We start from the raw sequence: 19,308 nt of genomic DNA on the forward strand, positions 1-19,308 counted from the left end.
GCGGGTAAAGCCTTGGCCACGCGTTTGGCAGTTCAGCACATGGCAAATCGGGGTGAAGTCGCGACGGAGCGCGAAGCGGTGAACATATTTGTCCGCCCCTGGTTGCCTCAGCTGCCTCATTGATGAACGCCGCCGCCTTGACAAACGTTTGGTTGAAAGTCGCTGCTTGCAGATAGATTTTGCTGTTGTTGTTTCGGCTGCCGCGTCTCCGCGGCAGCCTTCGATTAAAGTGCGCGGAGATCTTCAGCCGCTGTTTTACCGGAACGCCGATCTTGCGTCGGTTCGAAACTGACTTTCTGACCATCCTTGAGGCCAGAAAGCCCGGAACGCTCTACTGCCGAGATGTGCACGAACACATCGGGAGAGCCATTATCGGGGGCGATGAAACCATAGCCCTTTTCAGAGTTGAACCATTTCACTGTACCAGTAGCCAATGTAAGTCCTCGGTTGATTTGCAACGGGCAAAATAGTCACGAAGGCTCGTTTGGCAAGATGTACGGTTGAGTTTGGGGGTACGTGACCTTCCGGAAATATCCGAAGACGAGGCCATTGAACATGGACAAAACATTACGGGCGCTCAACCCGATTGGGGAGCGCCCATATGTTTGCTAGCGACAAAAACCAACTGCGTGGCAGGCCGCTTGCTTGAGGCGTCCATCTATCGACGGAATCCGAGTCTGGCAACACCAGTTACTGCAGCGCAGCTATGCATAGCCCGTCGTTTTCGTCCTCGCCGCCAACCACCGTCGTCAGAAGTCAACAACGACTGACCGAGCGCTGCGGTTGGCCGGTCCGTGATACACCGCCTCTATGTTGTTCCCGTCTGGGTCAAGCAGGAAGGCGGCGTAGTATCCCGGGTGATAGGATCGTTCGCCCGGTTTACCGTTGTCGGTACCGCCGTTCGCGATGCCCGCGCTGTGAAATGCGTCGACAGTGGCACGATCCTTTGCCTGAAAGGCCAAATGATGCCGCCCAGTTAGCTCCCCGAGGGCAGCGTCGCTGTCTCGGGAGGAAATGAAGAGTTCGTCAGCCCAGAAACAGTCATCGGCCGCACCACCAATTGGAATTTCGAGCACCTCTAACAGTGGGAGATAAAAGGCGCGGCTTGCCGAAAGATTGGCTACGACCAATTGGATGTGATCGATTAGTCGGCCACGATGAAGTTGGGCAGTGTCCATTTCGACGCCTCCAATTCGCGAAGATAACGAAACGGCAGGGGGCGGTTTCGGTTCCATGTTTCGCCGTGATTTCAGTTGAAGTCGACATCCCCTGATTGTCGTTAGATATTCTGGCCCCTGGTGAACGTAGAGGTTCTCAATGTCTGGTGGGGTGGTCGCATTGTCGGGCAACTCACCCAAGATAAGCATGCGGTATCGGCTTCGCCTACGAACCAGATTGCGCGATGGCTGAACATGGCGAGGCCCATCGACGCAATCACGGTTGCCGCGCGCCTGGCCGCAATCGAGCGGGCGCTTTCAGAGACGATTGAGCAGTTCACGGCCAAGGATGGCGCGCCGTGCTGATCAAGTTTTTCCGAAACGGCCAAGGCAGATACCTGAGCGCCTTCAGTTGCGCAAAGAGCCGTAGCGCTCTGTCTTGGCGCTAGAGGAATTGTCGGCTGTTGCTTGCGTGATTATCAAGTTGGCCCCGGTTGCTTTGGAACAAACCCAACGCCAAATCCGAACAAGCGGCCAATCTTTTCCAATGTTTCCAGCGTTGGGTTCGCGGCGCCGGCTTCGATCTCCGCAACTTGTCGCCTAGTAAGCGACAGCGTCTTGGCAAATTCCTCCTGCGTCATGCCGAACCCTTTGCGGATCTCCGCCACAGCACCGGGCAGCCTCAGGTCCCCTGTTCGAGCACGCTCCGCAAGTGTTCGCCGGTTCTCAAGAATCTCCTCTTTCGTCGGCTTCTTCCATCGAGCCATTTAGCGGTCCTTCGCCATCATTGACACGCCRCCAGAACGCTGTCCGCTATCACGATACAGCGTCCCATTGCACGTTCTAGAATTTCCGGAGACGCGCCCATATCTTTCGCCACGGCCGGTGTTTGCCGCAGATATTCGGCAAACGCGGAAAGCTCAGCCGCGAGCGCATTCTGCTCTGCAGGGTCTGCCATCAGTTCGGCACAAATGCGCTTCCAATCGGGAAGATGGTCGCGACCTCCGTCACGCATCAACGCCCATCGGGTGGAGCGAACAATCCCCTCCTTGGCGAGTCGCATTGGCGCAAAATCAAACAGCGGAGACAGGCGGATGGTGCTGTCCTGCTGCTTACTGAGTGCGGAATTCCGGCAGTGATTGTTGGGATTGCCGAGCGCCAGGTTGGCGATGTCGCGCTTTAGGTATTCGGCGATGTCCGAGAAGGGATTGGCGGAATATTGGCGTAGAACGTCGATGTAGGCCTCATGCGTGCCGACATGGCCGAAATCGGCAACGCCGATCGCAGACACGAGGCTTTCCTGGCCCAGCCGGATGGTTCCGCCACTTTCTTTTTTCTTCCGATCGAAACGGGGAATGATCAGGACGCCTTCGGCATAGGTCGAAGGTTCGCTTACATTCAGACCGATTTCTTGAGCGATCCGCGAATAGAGGGCTTCGCCTTCGAGAATCAGGCGGTCTACAGGGTCGTTGCTGCGTACTAGCTTGACGATAACGTGGCGCACGGCCTCATCATCGGTCACGAAGCTATCGGGATAATAGAGACCGTCATTCGCCTGGGTCATCGAGACCTTCGGCCATTCGCCTTGCAGGCCGCTCGAACCGGAGGCGAGCATTCCAAAGCGGTCGGCGACTTCCATGAAACGATCCGACCGTTCAAGGATTTCCGCTTCTGTCACTCCTTGGCGCTCAACACCGCGCATCCTTTCCGCTTCGGTGTCCGCGGCTTCTTTGATGCGGATATTGCCTATGCCGCCCGTTGCCGATCGCAGAAGGAGCGGCAGATCGGAAGCGCGCGAACCCTCAGCAAGGCCGAGGTGATCGGCAAGCTTTCGCCTTGCGTGCCCCTGGGGCATAAGATCCAAGAGGAGAGGGGGCCAGCTGCGGCTGTATCGATTTTGGAGGTCAACGGGATAACGGACTGACAAGGCACGATGGTCGCGGACCGTTTTGCCGGTCGCGAATTCCGCCGACGCCATCGTGACGAAATAATCGAGATCGTAATCGACGATCGACGCCCCCTGGAAGCCGGCCGCGTCGTCCTTGAGTTCTAGCGTCGCGGCGCGATGCCACTCGTCATCAAAATGGGTTTGGAGCGTTAGGCGCATTAATTGACCCTTTCAATGGTTCAAATAATGCATTTTTAGAAATTATTCAACCCATCAAAGTGGGTTGAATGACCATCGTCTGAACTGACGATCGACTTAGACAGCGCCATAGCACCGATCAATCCGCCGTCCGTCGTAACCTCGGCACATCCGCACTGTAGAAGCGGCGCAAATGTTCCGCGCGTTAGTAGAAGACGCCTTCAAGCGTACGAAAATCACTTCGTCAGTATTTCTTTCACTTTTTGGGCAAGATCATCAAGGGCGAAGGGTTTCGTTATCATCTCCATGCCAGGCGCCAGGAAGTCTGCGCGAGACGCGGCCGTTGCAGCATAGCCCGTGATGAACAGGACGCTCAACGTGGGCCGCGCGGTTAGGGCGATTTCGGCAAGTTGGCGGCCATTAAGACCTGGCAAGCCGACGTCCGAAATCAGCAGATCGATTCGTCCCTTGCCCTCGAGGTAGGGTAGCGCCTGGGTCCCATCGATCGCCTCCAGAACGCGATAGCCCAGATCGTTGAGAACATCGACAACGAGCAGGCGGACCGCATCGTCGTCCTCGACGACAAGGACGGTTTCGCCTTCTCCGCGTGGTGCGATCGAGTCTTCCTCGCCCGCTTGATCGACCGCAGGTTCTCCTTCAGTGCTGCGTGGCAGGTAGAGTTTTATCGTCGTCCCGATGTCGAGTTGGCTGTAAATTCGGGCATGACCGCCTGATTGTTGCGCGAAGCCATAGATCATCGAAAGTCCGAGTCCGGTTCCCTGTCCAATCGGCTTGGTCGTAAAGAAGGGATCAAAGGCCTTGTCGATTGTCGCCTGTGACATTCCCGTGCCCGTATCGCTGACCGCAAGAACCACATAGCTACCGGGCCTGAGCGTCTCACCTTTAGCGAGATCAGCTTGCGAAAGTGTCACGTTGGTCGTCTCGATGGTGAGTTTTCCGCCGTTCGGCATAGCGTCGCGTGCGTTGATTACTAGATTGAGAACAGCGCTCTCAAGCTGGTTTGCGTCAGTCACTGCTTTCCAAGTGTCGGGGCCGGCCATGATCTCGAGCTCGACCTGTTCGCCCAGGGTTCGGCGAAATAGCTCCTCCATCGAGTGAACGAGCTGCGTGAGATCGATGGAGTGGCGGTCGAGGGACTGTCGGCGGGAAAACGCAAGAAGCCGGTGGGTCAAGGCAGCGGCGCGGTGTGCAGAAGACGTTGCGGCATCAATGAACTTGTCTAGTTCATCCAGACGACCGGCCGCGATCCGACGCTTGAGAAGTGACAGTGCGCCAATGACCCCCGTAAGCATGTTGTTGAAATCGTGTGCTATCCCGCCGGTGAGCTGACCGACCGCCTCCATTTTTTGCGCTTGCCGAAGTTGGTCTTCGGTTTGCTCCAGGATCGCCTTCTGCTGTTTCTCAACCGTTATATCGCGCCCATAGGCGTAGACGAGGTCGTCTTCACGGGAGGTCATCCAGGACACGATGCGTTCAGAACCATCTGCGTGGATAAGGGTTGCGTCCAGTTCGGCATAGACGTTTTCGATCGCCTTCTTCAGTTCGGGTTGAATAGCCTCCCTTTGATCCACTGCCACGAAGTCGAGGACCTTCTGCCCTACGACTTCTTCGACCTGGTGTCCGAGGATTTGCTGCCAAGAGGGGCTGACGTCGCGGAACACGCCATCCAAACCGATCACGACGAGAAGGTCGCGCGAATTCTTCCACACGCGATTGCGATCACGTACGCTGTCGCGAGCGATTTCGGACAGCTTCTGGTTCGCCTCTCTCAGGCTCTCTTGGGTCTGTTTTGTTTCTGTAATGTCAAAGACTACGCCGACATAGCGTCGGGCGTTCGATTCCAGATCATCCACGTATTCTCCGCGACGCGCCAGCCACCGCTCCTGGCCATCGGCGGCACGCCTGACACGAAACTCGATGTCCTGTTCGTTTTGAAAACCATTTGGACCGCTCAGATCAATCAGTGGGTCGTCGTCAGGGTGGATGAGGTCGTTGATCGTCCGGATCGGAAGGACTTTCGTCGGGTGAAGGCCGAAAAGCCGACAGAATTGTTCCGAAACGGTAATGGTGCCGAAGCCGACAAGGTGTTCGAACGTGCCTATGCCGCCTGCCGACTGGGCAATGCGCAACTGCTCGCTGGTGCGTTTCTGCTCGGTGATGTCAACGAGAACGCCGACAAATTTCACGGGCTCGTCGTTCTCGCTGAAAATAGTCCGGCCTCGGGCGTGCACCCAGCGATAGCCGCCGTCATTGCGCAGCAGTCGATACTCTTTAGAAAAAACCTCTGATCCGGCGAGAATGCCGGCGACGGCCAACTTCACCCTCTTCAGATCGTCGGGATGAATGGACACATAGAATCTGTCCGTCGATACACCATCGGCGAGGGCGACGGGGTCTTGATGGGTTATCGCAGCAAATTTCGCGTCAGCGACAAGTCGACGCGCCGGGATATCCCATTCCCATCCGCAGGTCGCGCCGGCGGCATCGAGGGTCAATTCCAACCGGCGCTGAGCCGCATCAAGAGCGGTCGGCATTTCTGTAGACGATTTGGCATCTTCAATCATGGATGCGGCCAGTTGTATGGTTCACGCTACGGGCTTTCCATCATGACGCGGTCGATAAAGTCCGCGATGTGCTGCTTGAGTCTCTCCATCGATGGCAAATCCATAATCATGGCAATATAGCCGCGAATATCGTGCTCCTTTACCGAGAAGTTGATGTAGAGGAAGAGGACAAAGCCCTCCTCATTCGAGCCTGGCAGGATCTCGAACAAAAGATTGCTATCGCCGCGGCGAACATGGGGAAGCGACATTTTCAGCGTGTGCTGCAGCATGTTTGCCATGGACCCAAGACAGCCATTCAGAATGACATTGCCTGTTTCGGCAAGGGCTTCTTCTTCTATCGCGGCAAGTTCGCTTTCTCCCAAGTCATCGCCGACGATCGCGCGAACGAGCGATAACCCGTCGCTTTCGGGAAAGATCAGAAGCGCTCGCCCTGAGAACGGGCCTTCGAACTGTTGTTGGACAGCGATGAGTTTCTCGCTCTCACGCTGGCCGATCAAGGACGCGGCAGACTTCCGGGTAACGATCTCAACGGAAGGAACAGACAGAATAACCTGCTTGTTCACCATCTTTCTGAGGCTGGCAGCAGCGCGGCTCACCCCGATATTGACGAGTTCCGTCAGGGCGTCGAGTTCGAGCTCGTCTAGGCCTACGGCTTGATCACTCATGTTGCCGCTTTCTTGAGCCGGAGCGCGGCCCCGGAAATGAAGCCACTCAACGCATCCTGGGTTACCGGCTTTGCAACAAACGTCGCATTGAGCGCGCGCACCCTGGCGACAATCTCATCCTGGACGTTCGCCGTAATCACGGCGATCGGCATGCTGGGATGGCTAGCGCGTAGCTCGGACGCCAGTTCGAGGCCGTCCTTGTCAGGCATGTTGAAATCGAGAATGGCGACGTCGATCTGCTCGGACCTGATGATCCCAAGGGCGTCCGCAGCGCTCGCCGCCTCAACGCGCGTCCAGTCTGGCTGCAAAGCAGCTATTGCCTTGCCTGCTACGATGCGCGCCAATTTACTGTCGTCTACCACCAAAACTTTCACTGTCATTCTACAATCCCGTCGTCAGGTAGCCGTTCTACCGTGTACTCGTACTACCATTATTTGTCGTTTTATGCCCTAGCAAATCAGGCGTCTTCTTTGTCGTTCCGTAGATAGGCTTCTATTCCCAAAAGAACCTGCCCGAGCGCCATCGAGCTGGGTGATCCGCTGATTTTCGGCCTGAAAACCAGCAATGCCTGCCAGAGCGCGGTGTGGATCGACGTGGCCTCACCAACATCAACAGGGGCAGATGGGTGGTTCTCAAGGTAATTCACTAGCGTTTCGACCTCCTCGACACCGCAAGGTCCGGAAAGCGCAATAACGTCGCCGTCAAGAGTGACTGTCATCGCACAAGATCCTCCATGTCGAGGACAAGTAAAACCCGGCCGTCGCCCAATAGTGTGGTACCAGCAATCCCGGCGACGCCCTGCAACAGACCGGACAGGGGCCGCGTCAGAGTTTCAGAGCGTTCCGCGATTTTCTCGACCGCAATGCCGATCTTGCCTCCTGCCGTTCGCATGATAAGGACCTTAAGATCACCGGAGGGAGATCCAGAGGAAGGCAACTGGAGTAGTTCGCGCAGATGAAGCAACGGGACGGTTTGATTGCGCAGGACGAACGCCTGGCCCGCTCTTACACACTGAACGGCGCTGGCCGGCAATCTATGTGTCTCCACGACATCCGACAGCGGGATTCCATAGCGCTCGCCACCCACCTCCACGATCATGAGCTGGGTCATCGAGAAACTGATCGGCAGTTTCATACTGAACGATGTTCCCGATCCGACCGCGCTGCTTAGTTCCACCGACCCGCCGAGCTTCTTGATGGAACTCTGTACGGCATCAAGGCCGACCCCGCGCCCCGACAGGTCGGAGATCGACGACGCTGTAGAGAAGCCAGGCGCAAAAACCAATTGAAGGACGGCCTCATCAGACGAAGCGGTTGCCTGAATTTCCGATATGACACCCCGGTCGATTGCAGTCGCGCGGACACGCTGCGGGTCGATGCCGCGACCATCATCGGCCACTTCGATTTCGATCTGGTCACCGCGTTGCCGGGCAGTCAGGCGGAGGCGCCCTCTGGCCGGCTTGGAAAGCTGCAATCGCTCGGCTTCAGGCTCGATTCCGTGGTCGAGGCTATTTCGAACAAGGTGCAGCAGCGGTTCGAAGAGGTTCTCGACGATTTCGCGATCCGCTTCGACTGTCTCACCTTCGATGATCAGATCGAGTGCCTTGCCAAGTCTTGTCGAGGTTTCTCGTACCAGTCGGGGAAAGCGGCGGAATACATGTTCGAGCGGGATCATGCGCGCTTGGGTAACGGCGCCGTAGAGGGAGGCGACAAGCAGCTCGATCTCGTGGTGGCTCGACAATATGCGCCTCGCCAGCCGACGATTGCCAAGCTCTTGCGCTTCGCCTGCTAACGACACAAGCCCGTTTTTGGCAACAATCAACTCACCAGCGATCTCGACCAGCTTGTCGATACGCGCGGAATCGACCCGCATGGTTGTCGATTGGCGTTCAACGGAGTGATCGGACGGCGTCCCCGATGGAACGGCAGGAAGCTTCGCGTCTTCTGCGGGCAGAGCGAGAAGCTCGACCTGGTCGGGTATGAGCCGGAACACCGCTTCGGCCTCAGCCAGAGCCCCCCCGGACAAAGCCTCAATCAAAAGATGACATCTGAACGGGTCGTAGTTTTGCGGGGAGGTTTGGGGCTCTTTCAGGATGATGTTCAGATGCCGGAGGTCTGGGACCTTCGTCAGGGTCGCCAGCGGATCGTCGCCGTTGAAGAAGCATTCGGGATGCGGTTCATAGCGAATGGCTATTAGGCTTCCCTCGGATTCTGAGGCGGGAGCTTGCTCACGCAAAGACAAAGCCCAGCCTGGTATTTGCTCAGGTCCAGGTCCTATCACATCGTCGACTTGATCGGTCATTTCGCCGCTAAGGATTCCGATCAGCCGCGGAGCCTGTTTTTCTTGCGCCTCCGACAACCGCCCCGTCTGAGATATGCCGGGGAGACTGTCTTCAACCCACTGAACCACAGCGAGAAGACAATCAATCAGTGTGCCATTAACGACGATCTTATCGGCCCGCGCCTGGCTCAACAGATCTTCCGCCTGATGCAAGACGGCGAGCATCGAGCCAAAATCGAAGAGACCAACAGAGCCTTTCAACGTATGAATCGACCGGAATGCACTCTCAAGGCTATCCCGTTTCTGTGGATTTGACTCCAGCGACAGCAGATCCTCGGTGGCCTGCTGGACCAACTCTCGCGCCTCGGTGGCAAACTGAACGATCAATTCATCCATTCATTTTTCCCTCGTCTCCCGGTAGACGATGGCGTCGGGAAACCGGACGGGTTCGAAGGTCTCCGAAATCCGCGACATGGACTCGGTATGCCCCAGGCAGATAAAGCCGCCGGGATAGAGGAGCTCGTGAATATTACGAGCTGCAATCTCGCGCGCTGCCTCATCGAAATAGATCAAAAGGTTTCGGCAGAAGATCACATCGAAACGCCCAATTGCGGCCAAGCTTTGCCGATCGATGATGTTGCCTTTCGCAAACGTCACAGACTCCCTTAAATCGCTGATCAGTCGGCGTTGCTGATCTTTCTCCGGGTCGAAATACCGATCAAGGATATCCTTGGGAATCTTCGACAACGACCGCGGCCCGTAATATCCTTCGACGGCCTGCTTCAGGACGTCGGTATCGATATCCGATCCAGTGATCTCGACATTATAGGCGTCGACCAGAGGCCAGTTCTCCAATAGCCAGATGGCAATCGAATACGGCTCCTCGCCGCTGGAGCAGGGCATCGACCAGATGCGAATTCGGTCGCCAGGTCCCTTTGAGCGGATAACTTCCGGCAGGATCGAGTTGCTCAAGCATGCCAACTGGTGCTGCTCGCGGTAAAAATACGTCTCGTTGACCGTGAAGCTGTTGATGAGCAACTCTGTCTCGCGTGGGTCTCCGCGCAGGACGCCAATATAGTTCCTGGCAGACGCGGATTGTCGTTGCGCGATTAGGTCCGCCACCCGGCGCTCGATGTAGTAGCGTTTCGTCTCGCCGAAAACCATACCGCTTCGCTTGTATATTATGGCGCATATCTCCTCGAGATCGGCGGCGGAAAGCGGAGTTGCGCGGTCATCGCTCGGCTCGGCGGGAGTAGTCGCCATCAGCTAACCCGATCCAGCAGGGAGGTTCCGATGTCGTCTACCCTCGTGGTCTCGCTTGCGCCCTGAAGGCGCACCAACTCGCCCGGCATGCCCCACACGACGGCAGTGTCTTCGGATTCGGCAATCGTATAACCGCCGCTGGCGTGAAGATCTGCCATCGCAGCCGCCCCGTCACTTCCCATCCCAGTCATCAGTACGCCGACGAGATCGGCTGCCGGCACATGCTTCATAGCTGAGCGCACCATTCGCTCAACGCTTGGATGCCACCGGTAGGCCGGGTCGCTGGGGGCGGCCATTGCGACCAGCGCCCCGGCACGGGACGATATTACGATATCGGCATCTCCCTTGGCGATATAGACATTCCCCGGTTCGAGCTTGATCTGTTGCTTTACCTCGCTGACGTTGAGCGCACAAATCTTGTTCAGGCGCCGGGAGAGGGGGCCGGTGAAGGAGGCTGGCATGTGCTGCGCCACCACGACCGGAAAGCGAAAGTCTGCCGGGAGCTTGGCGAGGACTGCGTCCAGCGCCGGCGGACCGCCTGTTGATGCCCCGATGAGGACAAGACCGGGTTTGCCAGGGTCGCGAAACAATCTATCGGCTGCGTCTCGCCGACTGAACGTCCGGGAGGGCGATGGTTGTGGCGCCATATGCGCCATGCGCACACGCTCGGCCAGACGTCGGCTGCGGCGAATGCGAACCGTTGCGGCCATACGAACCTTCTCGACCAGGCGCGGGGCAAGGTCTTCGATCCCAAGCGAGATTGCGCCACCGGGCTTGGCGATGAAGTCGACCGCTCCAATCTCGAGAGCGGCCAAGGTCTCCTCAGCGCCTTCTTCGGTGAGCGAGGACACCATGACGACCGGGCAAGGGTGATCCAGCATGATGCGGTCCAGACAAGCCAGTCCGTCCACAAGAGGCATATGGATATCGAGGGTTACAACGTCCGGCCGGAAGCTCGAAATGACCTTTAAGGCTTCGGCGCCGTCCCGTGCAAACTCGATCTCGAAATCACCCTCGTCAGTAAAAATCTGCCCCAGTAGCTTTCGCATTAAAGCGGAATCCTCGACGATGAGCAGGCGGATCACGGCCCCACCGCCGCGGTCACATCGTTCGCAATCGAAGCCACCACATCTCGTTCGGCCCGTGACAGAAGCTCCTGGGGATCGATCAGCAGTATCATTCGGCCGTCCGCCTCGATATGGGCAACTCGGTCAAAAACATCTGTTTGTTCAGAGGAAAATTTTGGTGCCTCTGATAGGGCGGACGACGCGATTGCCTTAACCTCAGATACACCGTCGATGACAAACCCTGCCTGCAGCTGGCCAAGCGTCAAAACAATGGCGCGGGTCTTGGCCGATTGCTGCGTCGAAGGCGTGTCGAAACGCGCGCGCTGGTCGATAAGGGGTACAGCTTTGCCGCGAAGATTGATGACGCCCACTACAAAACTTGGAGCGCCGGGAACGCGCGTGATGTCGCTTGGAACTCGGACGACTTCGTCGACCGATCTGACCGGAAGGCCATAGGTTTCATCGCCGAGCTGGAAGATCAGAAATTGCTCAAGTGCCTCGCTGCTTGTTCCTGTCGCCTCCATCGGCTTGGCTCCTTGGTTCCTGGCGATTGCCTGAGTGACGTCCTTGTGGCCGAACAGTTTTTCTGGCGATAAAATGGAGATAAGCTGTCCACCCTCGGCAATCCTGCCGATAGCCTCGATCTGTGCGTCGCCTCGCCCCTTCTGAAGCACCGCAGGAATCGCATCTATGGCGTGATCGGGGAGACGGCGAATAACGTCGAGATCATTGACCACAAGTCCCAACAGTTGACCCTCGTGCTCCACCACAACGATAAACGACGCTGTCGATCCTTCCTGGTTGCTATCGAGCCCGAGCAACGATGCGAGCGAAACGAGAGGCAGGACGCCGCCTCGTAAAGGAATGATACCTATGATCGAGTCTGGTGCATTTCCAAAGACGGAAATTTCCTCGGGAAGCCCCGAGACTTCGCGGATATCATCGAGGGGCAAGCCGTAAAGCTGTCCCGCGACGCGGAAGGAGAGCAATGCGATGAGTTTTGAGGTTTCCTCTGCTTGAGTCCCGCCAAGGCTGCCGCTGGCATGTTCGCGCTCGACCTTTGCTAGCCTCGTATGCTTGAACGCGGCGTCCAGCAGGGCCGGCAAGCCATGGAGTGGGGCCGACACTGTATCAGTCGACAAACGCAGCACGTCGTCAACCAGAAGACCAAGGGCTCCCCCATGATCGTAGACGATGACTTTCCCGTGGTTTTGCATGGCAGTCGCGCTACCGTGCAAAACCTTGGTCATCGCTAGGATCGGGATTGGCTTGCCACGGAGATTGGCGATGCCAGCAAGCGCTTCTGGCCCATTGGGAACGCGCGTAATGTGGGGCACCCTAATGACCTCCAACACCTGACTCGCGTCAATCTCGTGCCTCTGCTCTCCAACCCGAAACAAGAGCCGTCGCCGGTCAACATCTGCCAGGGGGATTGACACTGTCATGGCCTAGCCGCCGGATAGTTGGAGTTCGTCGGCCAACGACGCGATTTCCTCAACAGCCGCAGCCAGATCCTCTGCCCCGCGCGATTGTTGCCGGGCCGCGGTCGCCGCCTGCTCCGAGGCCGCGCTTGCCTCCTGTGCAACCGCGGCGATTTGCTGCGTTCCAGCCTGTACCTGCTTTGCGGCAACAAGGATTTCCTGCGAGGCATCGAGGATCGAAGCGTTCCCTCGGACCATGGCTTCCACGTCGGCCTCCGCCGCGCTCAGCCGTTCGACGATCGTTTTGCTCTTGGCAATTTCTGCCTCTGACGCGACAGCGATCGTCTCCAATTCCCTCTGCACGGATCCGATCTGAATCTGGATTTGCCGCACCGTTTCCTTGACGCCATCAATATTCTCGGCTGCATCCTGTGAGAGCTTTCGGATGTCCGTCGAGACGATCGCAAAGCCACGGCCTGCATCGCCTGCTCTAGCAGCTTCAACTGATCCACTGACGGCCAGCATGCTCGTTTGCACGGCGACGAGAACGATCCGGTCCACCGTTCGCTCGATCTGGAAACCGATCTCTCCAAGCGCATTCAATTCCGTCAGCGCGTTTCGCGTCTCAACGAGCGCATCGGAAATGCCGGCCGCGATGCCGCTGAGATTGTCTTTGTTTTTCGCAAGAAGTGCCTTGATTTCGTCGGCGCGCTTGCTTGCCATGTCGGCACTTTCCTGTATCTGGAGAGCGCTTTTCTCAATTTGTGCCATGGCCGCATCGGCCTGCTGCGTTGCACTCGCCTGGGATTCCGCACCTCGGCTGATCTGCTCGATCGCAATGAGGATCTCGCCGGCCGCACCTGATAGTTGCTGCACCGTCGTGGACAATTCCTCCGCCGCCGAACTCAGCTCCTCGGTTCGTGCGGATCGGCCGTTCTCATTCACAAGATCGTCAGCAAGCCTTGCAAGCGATTGCGCCGTCTTTTGGCTTTCGTCGAGAGCTGCACTTTGTTGCTGGACGGCGCGCTGGGCCTCCGTTGCAGCGGCTGACTGTTCCTCCGCCGCGGCTGCCACGGCTTCTGAGCCTTTCTGCGCCTCGCGCGTCGCGACCTCAGCTTCGACTGCGGCGATCAGGATCACCTGGCTACTTTGGGAAAGAGCAGTCAGGCCAGAGCGGATGGAATGCAATCCCTGCGAAATAGTTCGGCCCGAGGCCGTCTGCTCGGCCGCTTTGGCGGCGGCCGACTTGATGCGGTCGGAGACCCGTCGAACACCATCCACAATGGTCTCGGCATGCTGGCTGACCTCGCGCGAGCTCCGCTCGGCGATTTCGGCAAGCGACCGCACTTCGTCGGCTACGACAGCGAAGCCACGGCCCTCATCGCCAGCGCGGGCGGCTTCAATCGCCGCGTTGAGCGCCAGAAGGTTGGTTCGATCCGAGATGTCGGCAACCGCGATGGTCGTGGCGCCGATGGTCTCCGCCTGAGTTTGAAGCCTATCAATGATATCGACGGAGGCGACCTGCCGAGACGCATTGGTACCGATCGCGGCGATTGAGGAATCGATCTGCGCCGCAAATTCAAGAACCGAGCTCTGGAGATCCTCAGTCCGCTTGCGGGCCGTCTCGGCTTCGGTACGAGCCGCGGAAAATCTGGACGAAAGATGGGTCGTGGCCAACAGTGACTCGTGCGCAGCGCCCGCTGCCTCTTCTGCTCCGGTGGCAATCTGCTCAAGCGCGCGGCGCAGTTGCTCGGCGGCTGCGGCGGCTTGTCCGACTCCTCCGGCCAATTCCTCGGTCGCAGCACCAATGCGCTCGGCTGCCTTCTGCTGTCGAACGCGCGTGCGATCTTGGGACCTGCGAGAAGCGCTTGAGACCGCCGCCGTTGCAGCAGGCCTTTCGTTGGCCGTCTGTGGGGTGGCAGCCTTCAAACCCAGTTGCGTTGTCTTCACGAGTGCCATGGATTGTCCGTAGATCTCTGAGCCTGGATCGTAGCACAATGGTCGTGCTCAATATCGTCACGGCTGCTAAGTTATTTGATTTTTATGAACTAAGGGTGGGTGCAAAGCAATCGGTAGCCGTTTACAGGCGCGCAAGCCCCCGGATTTGTTTAACAACACGCTCAATGTCGTAAGGCTTGGAAATGAAGCTCACATTGCCCGGCAATTCGTCCTTAGGCATTCTTAGGTAGCCCGAGCTTATGACAATCGAAATATCGGGCCGTGATTGGCTGACCAGACGTGCCAGATCCAGCCCGCTGATTGCACCGGGCATATTCACGTCGGTAAACAGGGTCCCGACGTGAGGGTTTTCGTCGAGCAGCTTGAGCGCCTCATCGGCCGATCCCGCCTCAAGAACTATCAACCCAGCATCCTCTAGGTCTTCAACCAGGCTCATTCGTATGAGAACTTCGTCCTCGACAACCAATACGAGATCAACATCAACGATCATGAAAGTGTACACCGGTGCTAGAAATGCGACACGGTTAAACGTCACTGACCAGATTAAGTTCCTCACCTAGATGCAAAGTGCTTGTTTTTTCTAGACGGTTGCTCGCAACGGCGGTGTTCGTCTCTGCTAGCGCAGCCGCGCCTGGAACGAACCTAAGTACAAGACCACTCCAGCGGCGAGGGGAAAATGCTGTCAAGCAACCGCATGGGGGATCCCACGGGTACTTCGGAGCTATGTCGCGATCGGCGCCGCCAGACGCTGTTGCTTTCGGAATTGTTGATGACTGCGCCGACAAAGGCGAAGGCCTTCAATCTGTCGTGGGCCGTCGGATACCCCGTCCGATCGCCGACGGTTCCCTGTTTTCCTAACGGGCTCGCATCGCCTCCCAAAGGCGGCATAGAGGTTTGCAAAAGCCTCCAGATAGCCGGCACCGCGCTTGATGATTTCGGTACGGCCGTGAAGCTCGTGTGAACGAACTCGTTCGGCTCTTCTTGAACCAAGAGAGCGATGCTTTCTCGCCAAACACCATGAGCTAGTCACGACTAACCTATATCGGGAAGACCAGGTCCGTCTGGCGCAAGTGACGTTGGTGTCGGCTTCGGCGCTCAGAGAACGGAAAATTTCTTTCAGCGTTTATACAGCCGAGGCCGATGGGATGGGCGTTGGGCTTGCTGTTCGACGCTCGAAGGTCGGCGCATTCTTGTCTTTCGTAGGGCTTCTGCCTACGAGCAAGGACACGTCTATGCTCCTTGTGCACGGCAAGGACGACCGGACCATCCCCTCGAATGGCTTCTTCGCTAGCCGCCGCTCAGCTCAAGACGGAAGGCTTCAAGGTCGAACTCGATATCGAACCGGCCGTCGGGCACACGCCCAACGAGTTGGCTTTTCAATCTGCTATGGCTGCTGTCGGTGCTATCCGTCGGCATGATGCGGTTTTCCTTTGAGGAGAAAACTGATCAAAAGCCTTCGTGTTCTGAGTGGGTTTCGATGCTCATCGCGACAGGTGCCTCACCATCAAGCGGGGGCGCCCTGATGCCCACGCGTGCAGCGCATGAGGTCTGCGACTTGGCCCAGCGTCAATGCGTTTCCGAATTTCCGATGGATCTCCCAACGATCGATCGGCTTTCGGCGATTGCACTCGGTGCAAAGGGCGAACAACGCCTCGTACTGTGCCAACTCGCCGAGGGTTTTCTCGTGATCGGCCTTAGGTGGTGGCACCTCAATGCCCAGCATCTTCTCTGCTGAGCTGTCGTACCTGATTCGCATTCTTAGCCAGACGCAGGCGGAGAAGGCAGAGTGCGTCGAAGACGTGGCTGACGAAAGAGCGGGTCAATCTGCTAGGATGCCGGCCTCCGCTTGACGGACGAGAACCAGGGTTTGCAGTTCTTCCGCTTCGCGCTCTTCAGCGGCGGATGAAGTGATTTCCTGCGGTATCGCTCGATCTGAGAAGCTGATCGACCTTGGTAGCGCGAGCATGTCCCAGTTCTGAGAATGCCGCAGCAGCAAGACCAGCACCGAGATGAGCGTCCCTGCCATGTTGGCAATCAAGAACCACTCGTCGGGAAAACCGTCCAATGCGCCGTGAGCGACCCAGTAGGCCACCCATGACGATCGCAAACGCCACCGCGATACTCTATGGCCAGCGACCGCGGCGGCGATGTCGGAGTGCCGAGGAAGTGCTTGTTAAGAATTCGCATAGTGGTTCCTGCTGCTTCCGCAGCCAGTTCAATCCAATTGAATGACGTCCCTGAAGGCCACCGTTATGAGGATCTTGCCATGATCGTCAGCGACCTCGAGCGCTCGTCCGTCGACCCTGTCCTGATGGAGCACACGCTCGGCTACCATCTCCCGAGCGGCCTTTTCGGCTTGTGCAACGGCCTGAGAGAACGACGCCAGTTCCATGCCGTCGAGATCGGGCTCGTAGCGATCGATGTCTCTGAGATGGAAGAAGAATTTCATTTTGCACCCGCGCTTCCAGGTGAGAACGCCGATACTTACCGGTTGTTCCTGCTACATGTCTTTCCGGCTCAGGTATAGAACGAAACCGGTCTTGCCGACGTTGTTTTCTGGCCTTCCCTTTCGAGACGCGCCTCCAAGTCATGCTCGGATCATCCATGACGGAGATCAAAGGTCGGATCGAGCGGGAAGGGATGTCGTTCATATCGGGCGCAGCAATGCTGACCGTGACATGACTTCAAGCTGCCGCGGGGCTCTTCACCCATGCTGCGTTCCCCTACGGCTTGGTTCGCGCTTGCAGTACACGGGCCAAATCGAAATCGTCGCTCCCATTAGGGACGCAATGAAACCTTTTGATTTTCAGGCCGTTATCGCCATCATGAGCGATGCAAAATCAGATGTTGAGGCATGGGCCAATATCACCTCAGACAATGCTAAGACCCAGGACGACATCGAGCCTCCACCCGATGCCATTGAACCCGATATCCGGTTGACGCCCGAAGAGGCGGAACAAGCGCGAAAGCGCTATCTACTGAAACGCTTCTGGATAAGCGCTCGTGGTTACTGGGCGTTGCGCCGCGGAAGCTGGCTGGCTTGGACGCTCTCTATTGGGCTTCTTTTCCTGATTGCAGCCAATGTCGGGTTCCAGTACGGCATTAATGTCTGGAACCGAGAAATCTTCGACGCAATTGAGCAGCGTAACGGTCCGAGCGTCTATTTCCTGGGGGCACTCTTCCCACCGCTTGTCCTGGGGAGTGTTGCTCTGATCACAATCCAGGTCTACGTGCGCATGAAGATACAGCGGGGCTGGCGGTCGTGGCTGACGAGGGCACTGATCTCCCGCTGGTTGGCCAACGGCCGATACTATCAGTTGAATCTGATCGGCGGGGATCATCAGAACCCGGAAGCGCGCATGTCCGAGGATCTGCGGATTGCAACGGAATCTCCAGTCGACTTCATCGCGGGCGTGATATCCGCATTCGTTTCTGCGTCGACGTTCATCGTCGTGCTATGGACGATCGGCGGTGCATTAACGCTTCCGGTGGGTGGCGCTATGATCACTATTCCCGGTTTTCTGGTCGTTACCGCGGTGCTCTACGCCATAATCACGTCCGGTTCGATCGCATTCATCGGCCGCAAGTTTGTCCTAGTTTCCGAGGCGAAAAACCAGGTGGAGGCCGAGTTTCGCTACACCCTCACGAGGATACGCGAGAATGGCGAGAGTATAGCCCTGCTAGGGGGCGAGGAAGAAGAGCAGAGCGATCTCGGTAGGACATTCGCCAATGTGCGGCGGCAATGGCGGCTGCTTGCGCGACAATACATGCGAACGACACTCGTTTCGCAGGGGTCGATGCTCATTGCCCCCGTTGTCCCGGTCTTGCTCTGCGCACCGAAATTTCTGGACGGCAGCATGACGCTTGGACAGGTCATGCAGGCAGCCTCCGCCTTTACCATCGTCCAAAGCGCCTTCGGATGGCTGGTAGACAACTATCCGCGTCTGGCCGATTGGAACGCGTCGGCGCGGCGCGTTGCCTCTCTGATGATGTCGCTAGACGGGCTGGAACGCGCGGAATTGAGCAAAGCCCTCGGGCGCATCCAGCACGGTGAGACGGGAGGTGACACGATGCTGAGCCTCGAGGATCTTTCGGTGTCGCTTGGTGACGGGACCGCCGTGGTCAAGGAGACACAGGTTGAGATCGGACCGGGGGAATGGGTGCTTGTTGCCGGAGAATCCGGATCGGGCAAAAGTACGCTGGTGCGCGCCATCGCCGGCCTCTGGCCGTGGGGAAATGGCAGCGTCAACTTTCATGCTAACAGGCAAATGTTCATGCTGCCGCAGAGACCGTACATCCCATCAGGCACACTGCGTCGCGCCGTCAACTATCCGGGAGCCGCGGATAGCTGGACGGCTGAGGAAATCGGTGCAGCGCTCGACAAGGTTGGTCTGGGCCACCTCGCTGAAAAGATCGAAGAGGACGCGCCTTGGGACCATACACTGTCAGGCGGCGAGAAGCAGCGACTCGCCTTTGCGCGCCTGCTGCTTCACGATCCTGATATCGTCGTGCTGGATGAGGCAACGTCCGCACTCGATGAAACGAGCCAGGACGCGCTCATGGGTACCCTGGTCCGTGAGTTGCCGAAAGTCACGATCGTCAGTGTCGGTCACCGGGCGGAGCTTGAGGCGTTCCACAGCCGCAAGATCACGTTGGAGCGAAGAGAGGGCGGCGCGCGGCTCGTTAGTGACATTGTTCTTGAGCGAGGAAGAAAGCGAAATGTTCTTTCGCGTTTAATACGGACGAGAAGGTGAAGTGTTTCGATCCCCGGCGACGGGCCCGACGGGTTTTTTGTGTGTGTCGTCGCCAGGCGCGCGATCTCCAT

General features: G+C 57.6%; 20 protein-coding genes. 3 read left to right on the forward strand and 17 right to left on the reverse strand.

Annotated elements, in window-relative coordinates; translation table 11 throughout:
* Positions 1 to 224 precede the first annotated feature (224 nt).
* Positions 225 to 434: a cold-shock protein gene (locus tag AC1DPR_RS21390; protein ID WP_018859663.1), complete on the reverse strand. Its 210-nt coding sequence runs from the start codon at positions 432 to 434 to the stop codon at positions 225 to 227.
* 315 nt (positions 435 to 749) lie between these two features.
* Positions 750 to 1,178 (reverse strand): VOC family protein, encoded by a 429-nt coding sequence (locus AC1DPR_RS21395; RefSeq protein WP_477817102.1) that lies wholly within the window; start codon positions 1,176 to 1,178, stop codon positions 750 to 752.
* 120 nt (positions 1,179 to 1,298) lie between these two features.
* Here AC1DPR_RS21395 and AC1DPR_RS21400 point away from each other — a divergent pair, with 120 nt between their 5' ends.
* Complete coding sequence (locus AC1DPR_RS21400) at positions 1,299 to 1,523, forward strand: hypothetical protein (RefSeq protein WP_018859665.1); 225 nt, start codon at positions 1,299 to 1,301, stop codon at positions 1,521 to 1,523.
* A gap of 113 nt (positions 1,524 to 1,636) precedes the next feature.
* Here the strand turns inward: AC1DPR_RS21400 and AC1DPR_RS21405 are convergent, their stop codons facing one another.
* The 13 genes from AC1DPR_RS21405 to AC1DPR_RS21465 all read right to left on the reverse strand — a co-directional run bounded on the left by AC1DPR_RS21405 (position 1,637) and on the right by AC1DPR_RS21465 (position 15,899).
* Positions 1,637 to 1,924: a helix-turn-helix transcriptional regulator gene (locus tag AC1DPR_RS21405; RefSeq protein WP_018859666.1), complete on the reverse strand. Its 288-nt coding sequence runs from the start codon at positions 1,922 to 1,924 to the stop codon at positions 1,637 to 1,639.
* A gap of 17 nt (positions 1,925 to 1,941) precedes the next feature.
* Positions 1,942 to 3,264, reverse strand: coding sequence for a type II toxin-antitoxin system HipA family toxin (locus AC1DPR_RS21410; protein ID WP_477817103.1), 1,323 nt, complete (start codon positions 3,262 to 3,264; stop codon positions 1,942 to 1,944).
* Between the two features lie 215 nt (positions 3,265 to 3,479).
* The gene (locus AC1DPR_RS21415) at positions 3,480 to 5,828 is read right to left on the reverse strand and encodes a PAS domain-containing protein (protein ID WP_477817104.1); all 2,349 of its coding nucleotides are present in this window, start codon (positions 5,826 to 5,828) and stop codon (positions 3,480 to 3,482) included.
* A gap of 26 nt (positions 5,829 to 5,854) precedes the next feature.
* Positions 5,855 to 6,493: a chemotaxis protein CheC gene (locus tag AC1DPR_RS21420; RefSeq protein WP_112665426.1), complete on the reverse strand. Its 639-nt coding sequence runs from the start codon at positions 6,491 to 6,493 to the stop codon at positions 5,855 to 5,857.
* A complete protein-coding gene (locus tag AC1DPR_RS21425; protein ID WP_477817105.1) occupies positions 6,490 to 6,873 on the reverse strand; it encodes a response regulator transcription factor in 384 nt (127 codons plus the stop codon). Before AC1DPR_RS21425 ends, AC1DPR_RS21420 begins: the two co-directional genes overlap by 4 nt.
* 77 nt (positions 6,874 to 6,950) lie before the next feature.
* Entirely contained in the window at positions 6,951 to 7,211 is a 261-nt protein-coding gene (locus AC1DPR_RS21430; RefSeq protein ID WP_112825206.1) for a hypothetical protein, read from the reverse strand.
* Positions 7,208 to 9,169, reverse strand: coding sequence for a chemotaxis protein CheA (locus AC1DPR_RS21435; protein WP_477817106.1), 1,962 nt, complete (start codon positions 9,167 to 9,169; stop codon positions 7,208 to 7,210). Before AC1DPR_RS21435 ends, AC1DPR_RS21430 begins: the two co-directional genes overlap by 4 nt.
* Positions 9,170 to 10,036 carry a CheR family methyltransferase gene (locus tag AC1DPR_RS21440; RefSeq protein WP_477817107.1) on the reverse strand — a complete coding sequence of 289 codons (867 nt, stop codon included), beginning with the start codon at positions 10,034 to 10,036 and terminating at the stop codon, positions 9,170 to 9,172.
* Entirely contained in the window at positions 10,036 to 11,121 is a 1,086-nt protein-coding gene (gene cheB / locus AC1DPR_RS21445) for a chemotaxis-specific protein-glutamate methyltransferase CheB (RefSeq protein ID WP_477817108.1), read from the reverse strand. The genes AC1DPR_RS21440 and cheB overlap by 1 nt, the downstream gene beginning before the upstream one ends.
* Positions 11,118 to 12,548 (reverse strand): chemotaxis protein CheW, encoded by a 1,431-nt coding sequence (locus tag AC1DPR_RS21450; RefSeq protein ID WP_477817109.1) that lies wholly within the window; start codon positions 12,546 to 12,548, stop codon positions 11,118 to 11,120. The genes cheB and AC1DPR_RS21450 overlap by 4 nt, the downstream gene beginning before the upstream one ends.
* 3 nt (positions 12,549 to 12,551) lie before the next feature.
* Positions 12,552 to 14,483, reverse strand: a complete 1,932-nt coding sequence (locus AC1DPR_RS21455; protein WP_477817110.1) for a methyl-accepting chemotaxis protein — start codon at positions 14,481 to 14,483, stop codon at positions 12,552 to 12,554.
* Positions 14,484 to 14,604: 121 nt separating this feature from the next.
* Positions 14,605 to 14,973 carry a response regulator gene (locus AC1DPR_RS21460; protein WP_477817111.1) on the reverse strand — a complete coding sequence of 123 codons (369 nt, stop codon included), beginning with the start codon at positions 14,971 to 14,973 and terminating at the stop codon, positions 14,605 to 14,607.
* A gap of 797 nt (positions 14,974 to 15,770) precedes the next feature.
* Positions 15,771 to 15,899, reverse strand: coding sequence for a hypothetical protein (locus AC1DPR_RS21465; protein ID WP_477817112.1), 129 nt, complete (start codon positions 15,897 to 15,899; stop codon positions 15,771 to 15,773).
* Positions 15,900 to 16,005: 106 nt separating this feature from the next.
* On the opposite strand from AC1DPR_RS21465, the gene AC1DPR_RS21470 reads away from it, so the two are divergent.
* Positions 16,006 to 16,218, forward strand: a complete 213-nt coding sequence (locus tag AC1DPR_RS21470; protein ID WP_477817113.1) for a hypothetical protein — start codon at positions 16,006 to 16,008, stop codon at positions 16,216 to 16,218.
* A gap of 84 nt (positions 16,219 to 16,302) precedes the next feature.
* Here AC1DPR_RS21470 and AC1DPR_RS21475 read toward each other — a convergent pair whose 3' ends face one another.
* Positions 16,303 to 16,632 (reverse strand): low affinity iron permease family protein, encoded by a 330-nt coding sequence (locus tag AC1DPR_RS21475; RefSeq protein ID WP_477817152.1) that lies wholly within the window; start codon positions 16,630 to 16,632, stop codon positions 16,303 to 16,305.
* A 66-nt stretch (positions 16,633 to 16,698) separates the two neighbouring features.
* Positions 16,699 to 16,932, reverse strand: coding sequence for a DUF6894 family protein (locus AC1DPR_RS21480; protein WP_477817114.1), 234 nt, complete (start codon positions 16,930 to 16,932; stop codon positions 16,699 to 16,701).
* Between the two features lie 340 nt (positions 16,933 to 17,272).
* On the opposite strand from AC1DPR_RS21480, the gene AC1DPR_RS21485 reads away from it, so the two are divergent.
* Positions 17,273 to 19,237, forward strand: coding sequence for an ABC transporter ATP-binding protein/permease (locus AC1DPR_RS21485; protein WP_477817115.1), 1,965 nt, complete (start codon positions 17,273 to 17,275; stop codon positions 19,235 to 19,237).
* Positions 19,238 to 19,308: the final 71 nt, after the last annotated feature.

The organism is Rhizobium sp. 01T417 (assembly GCF_056398905.1).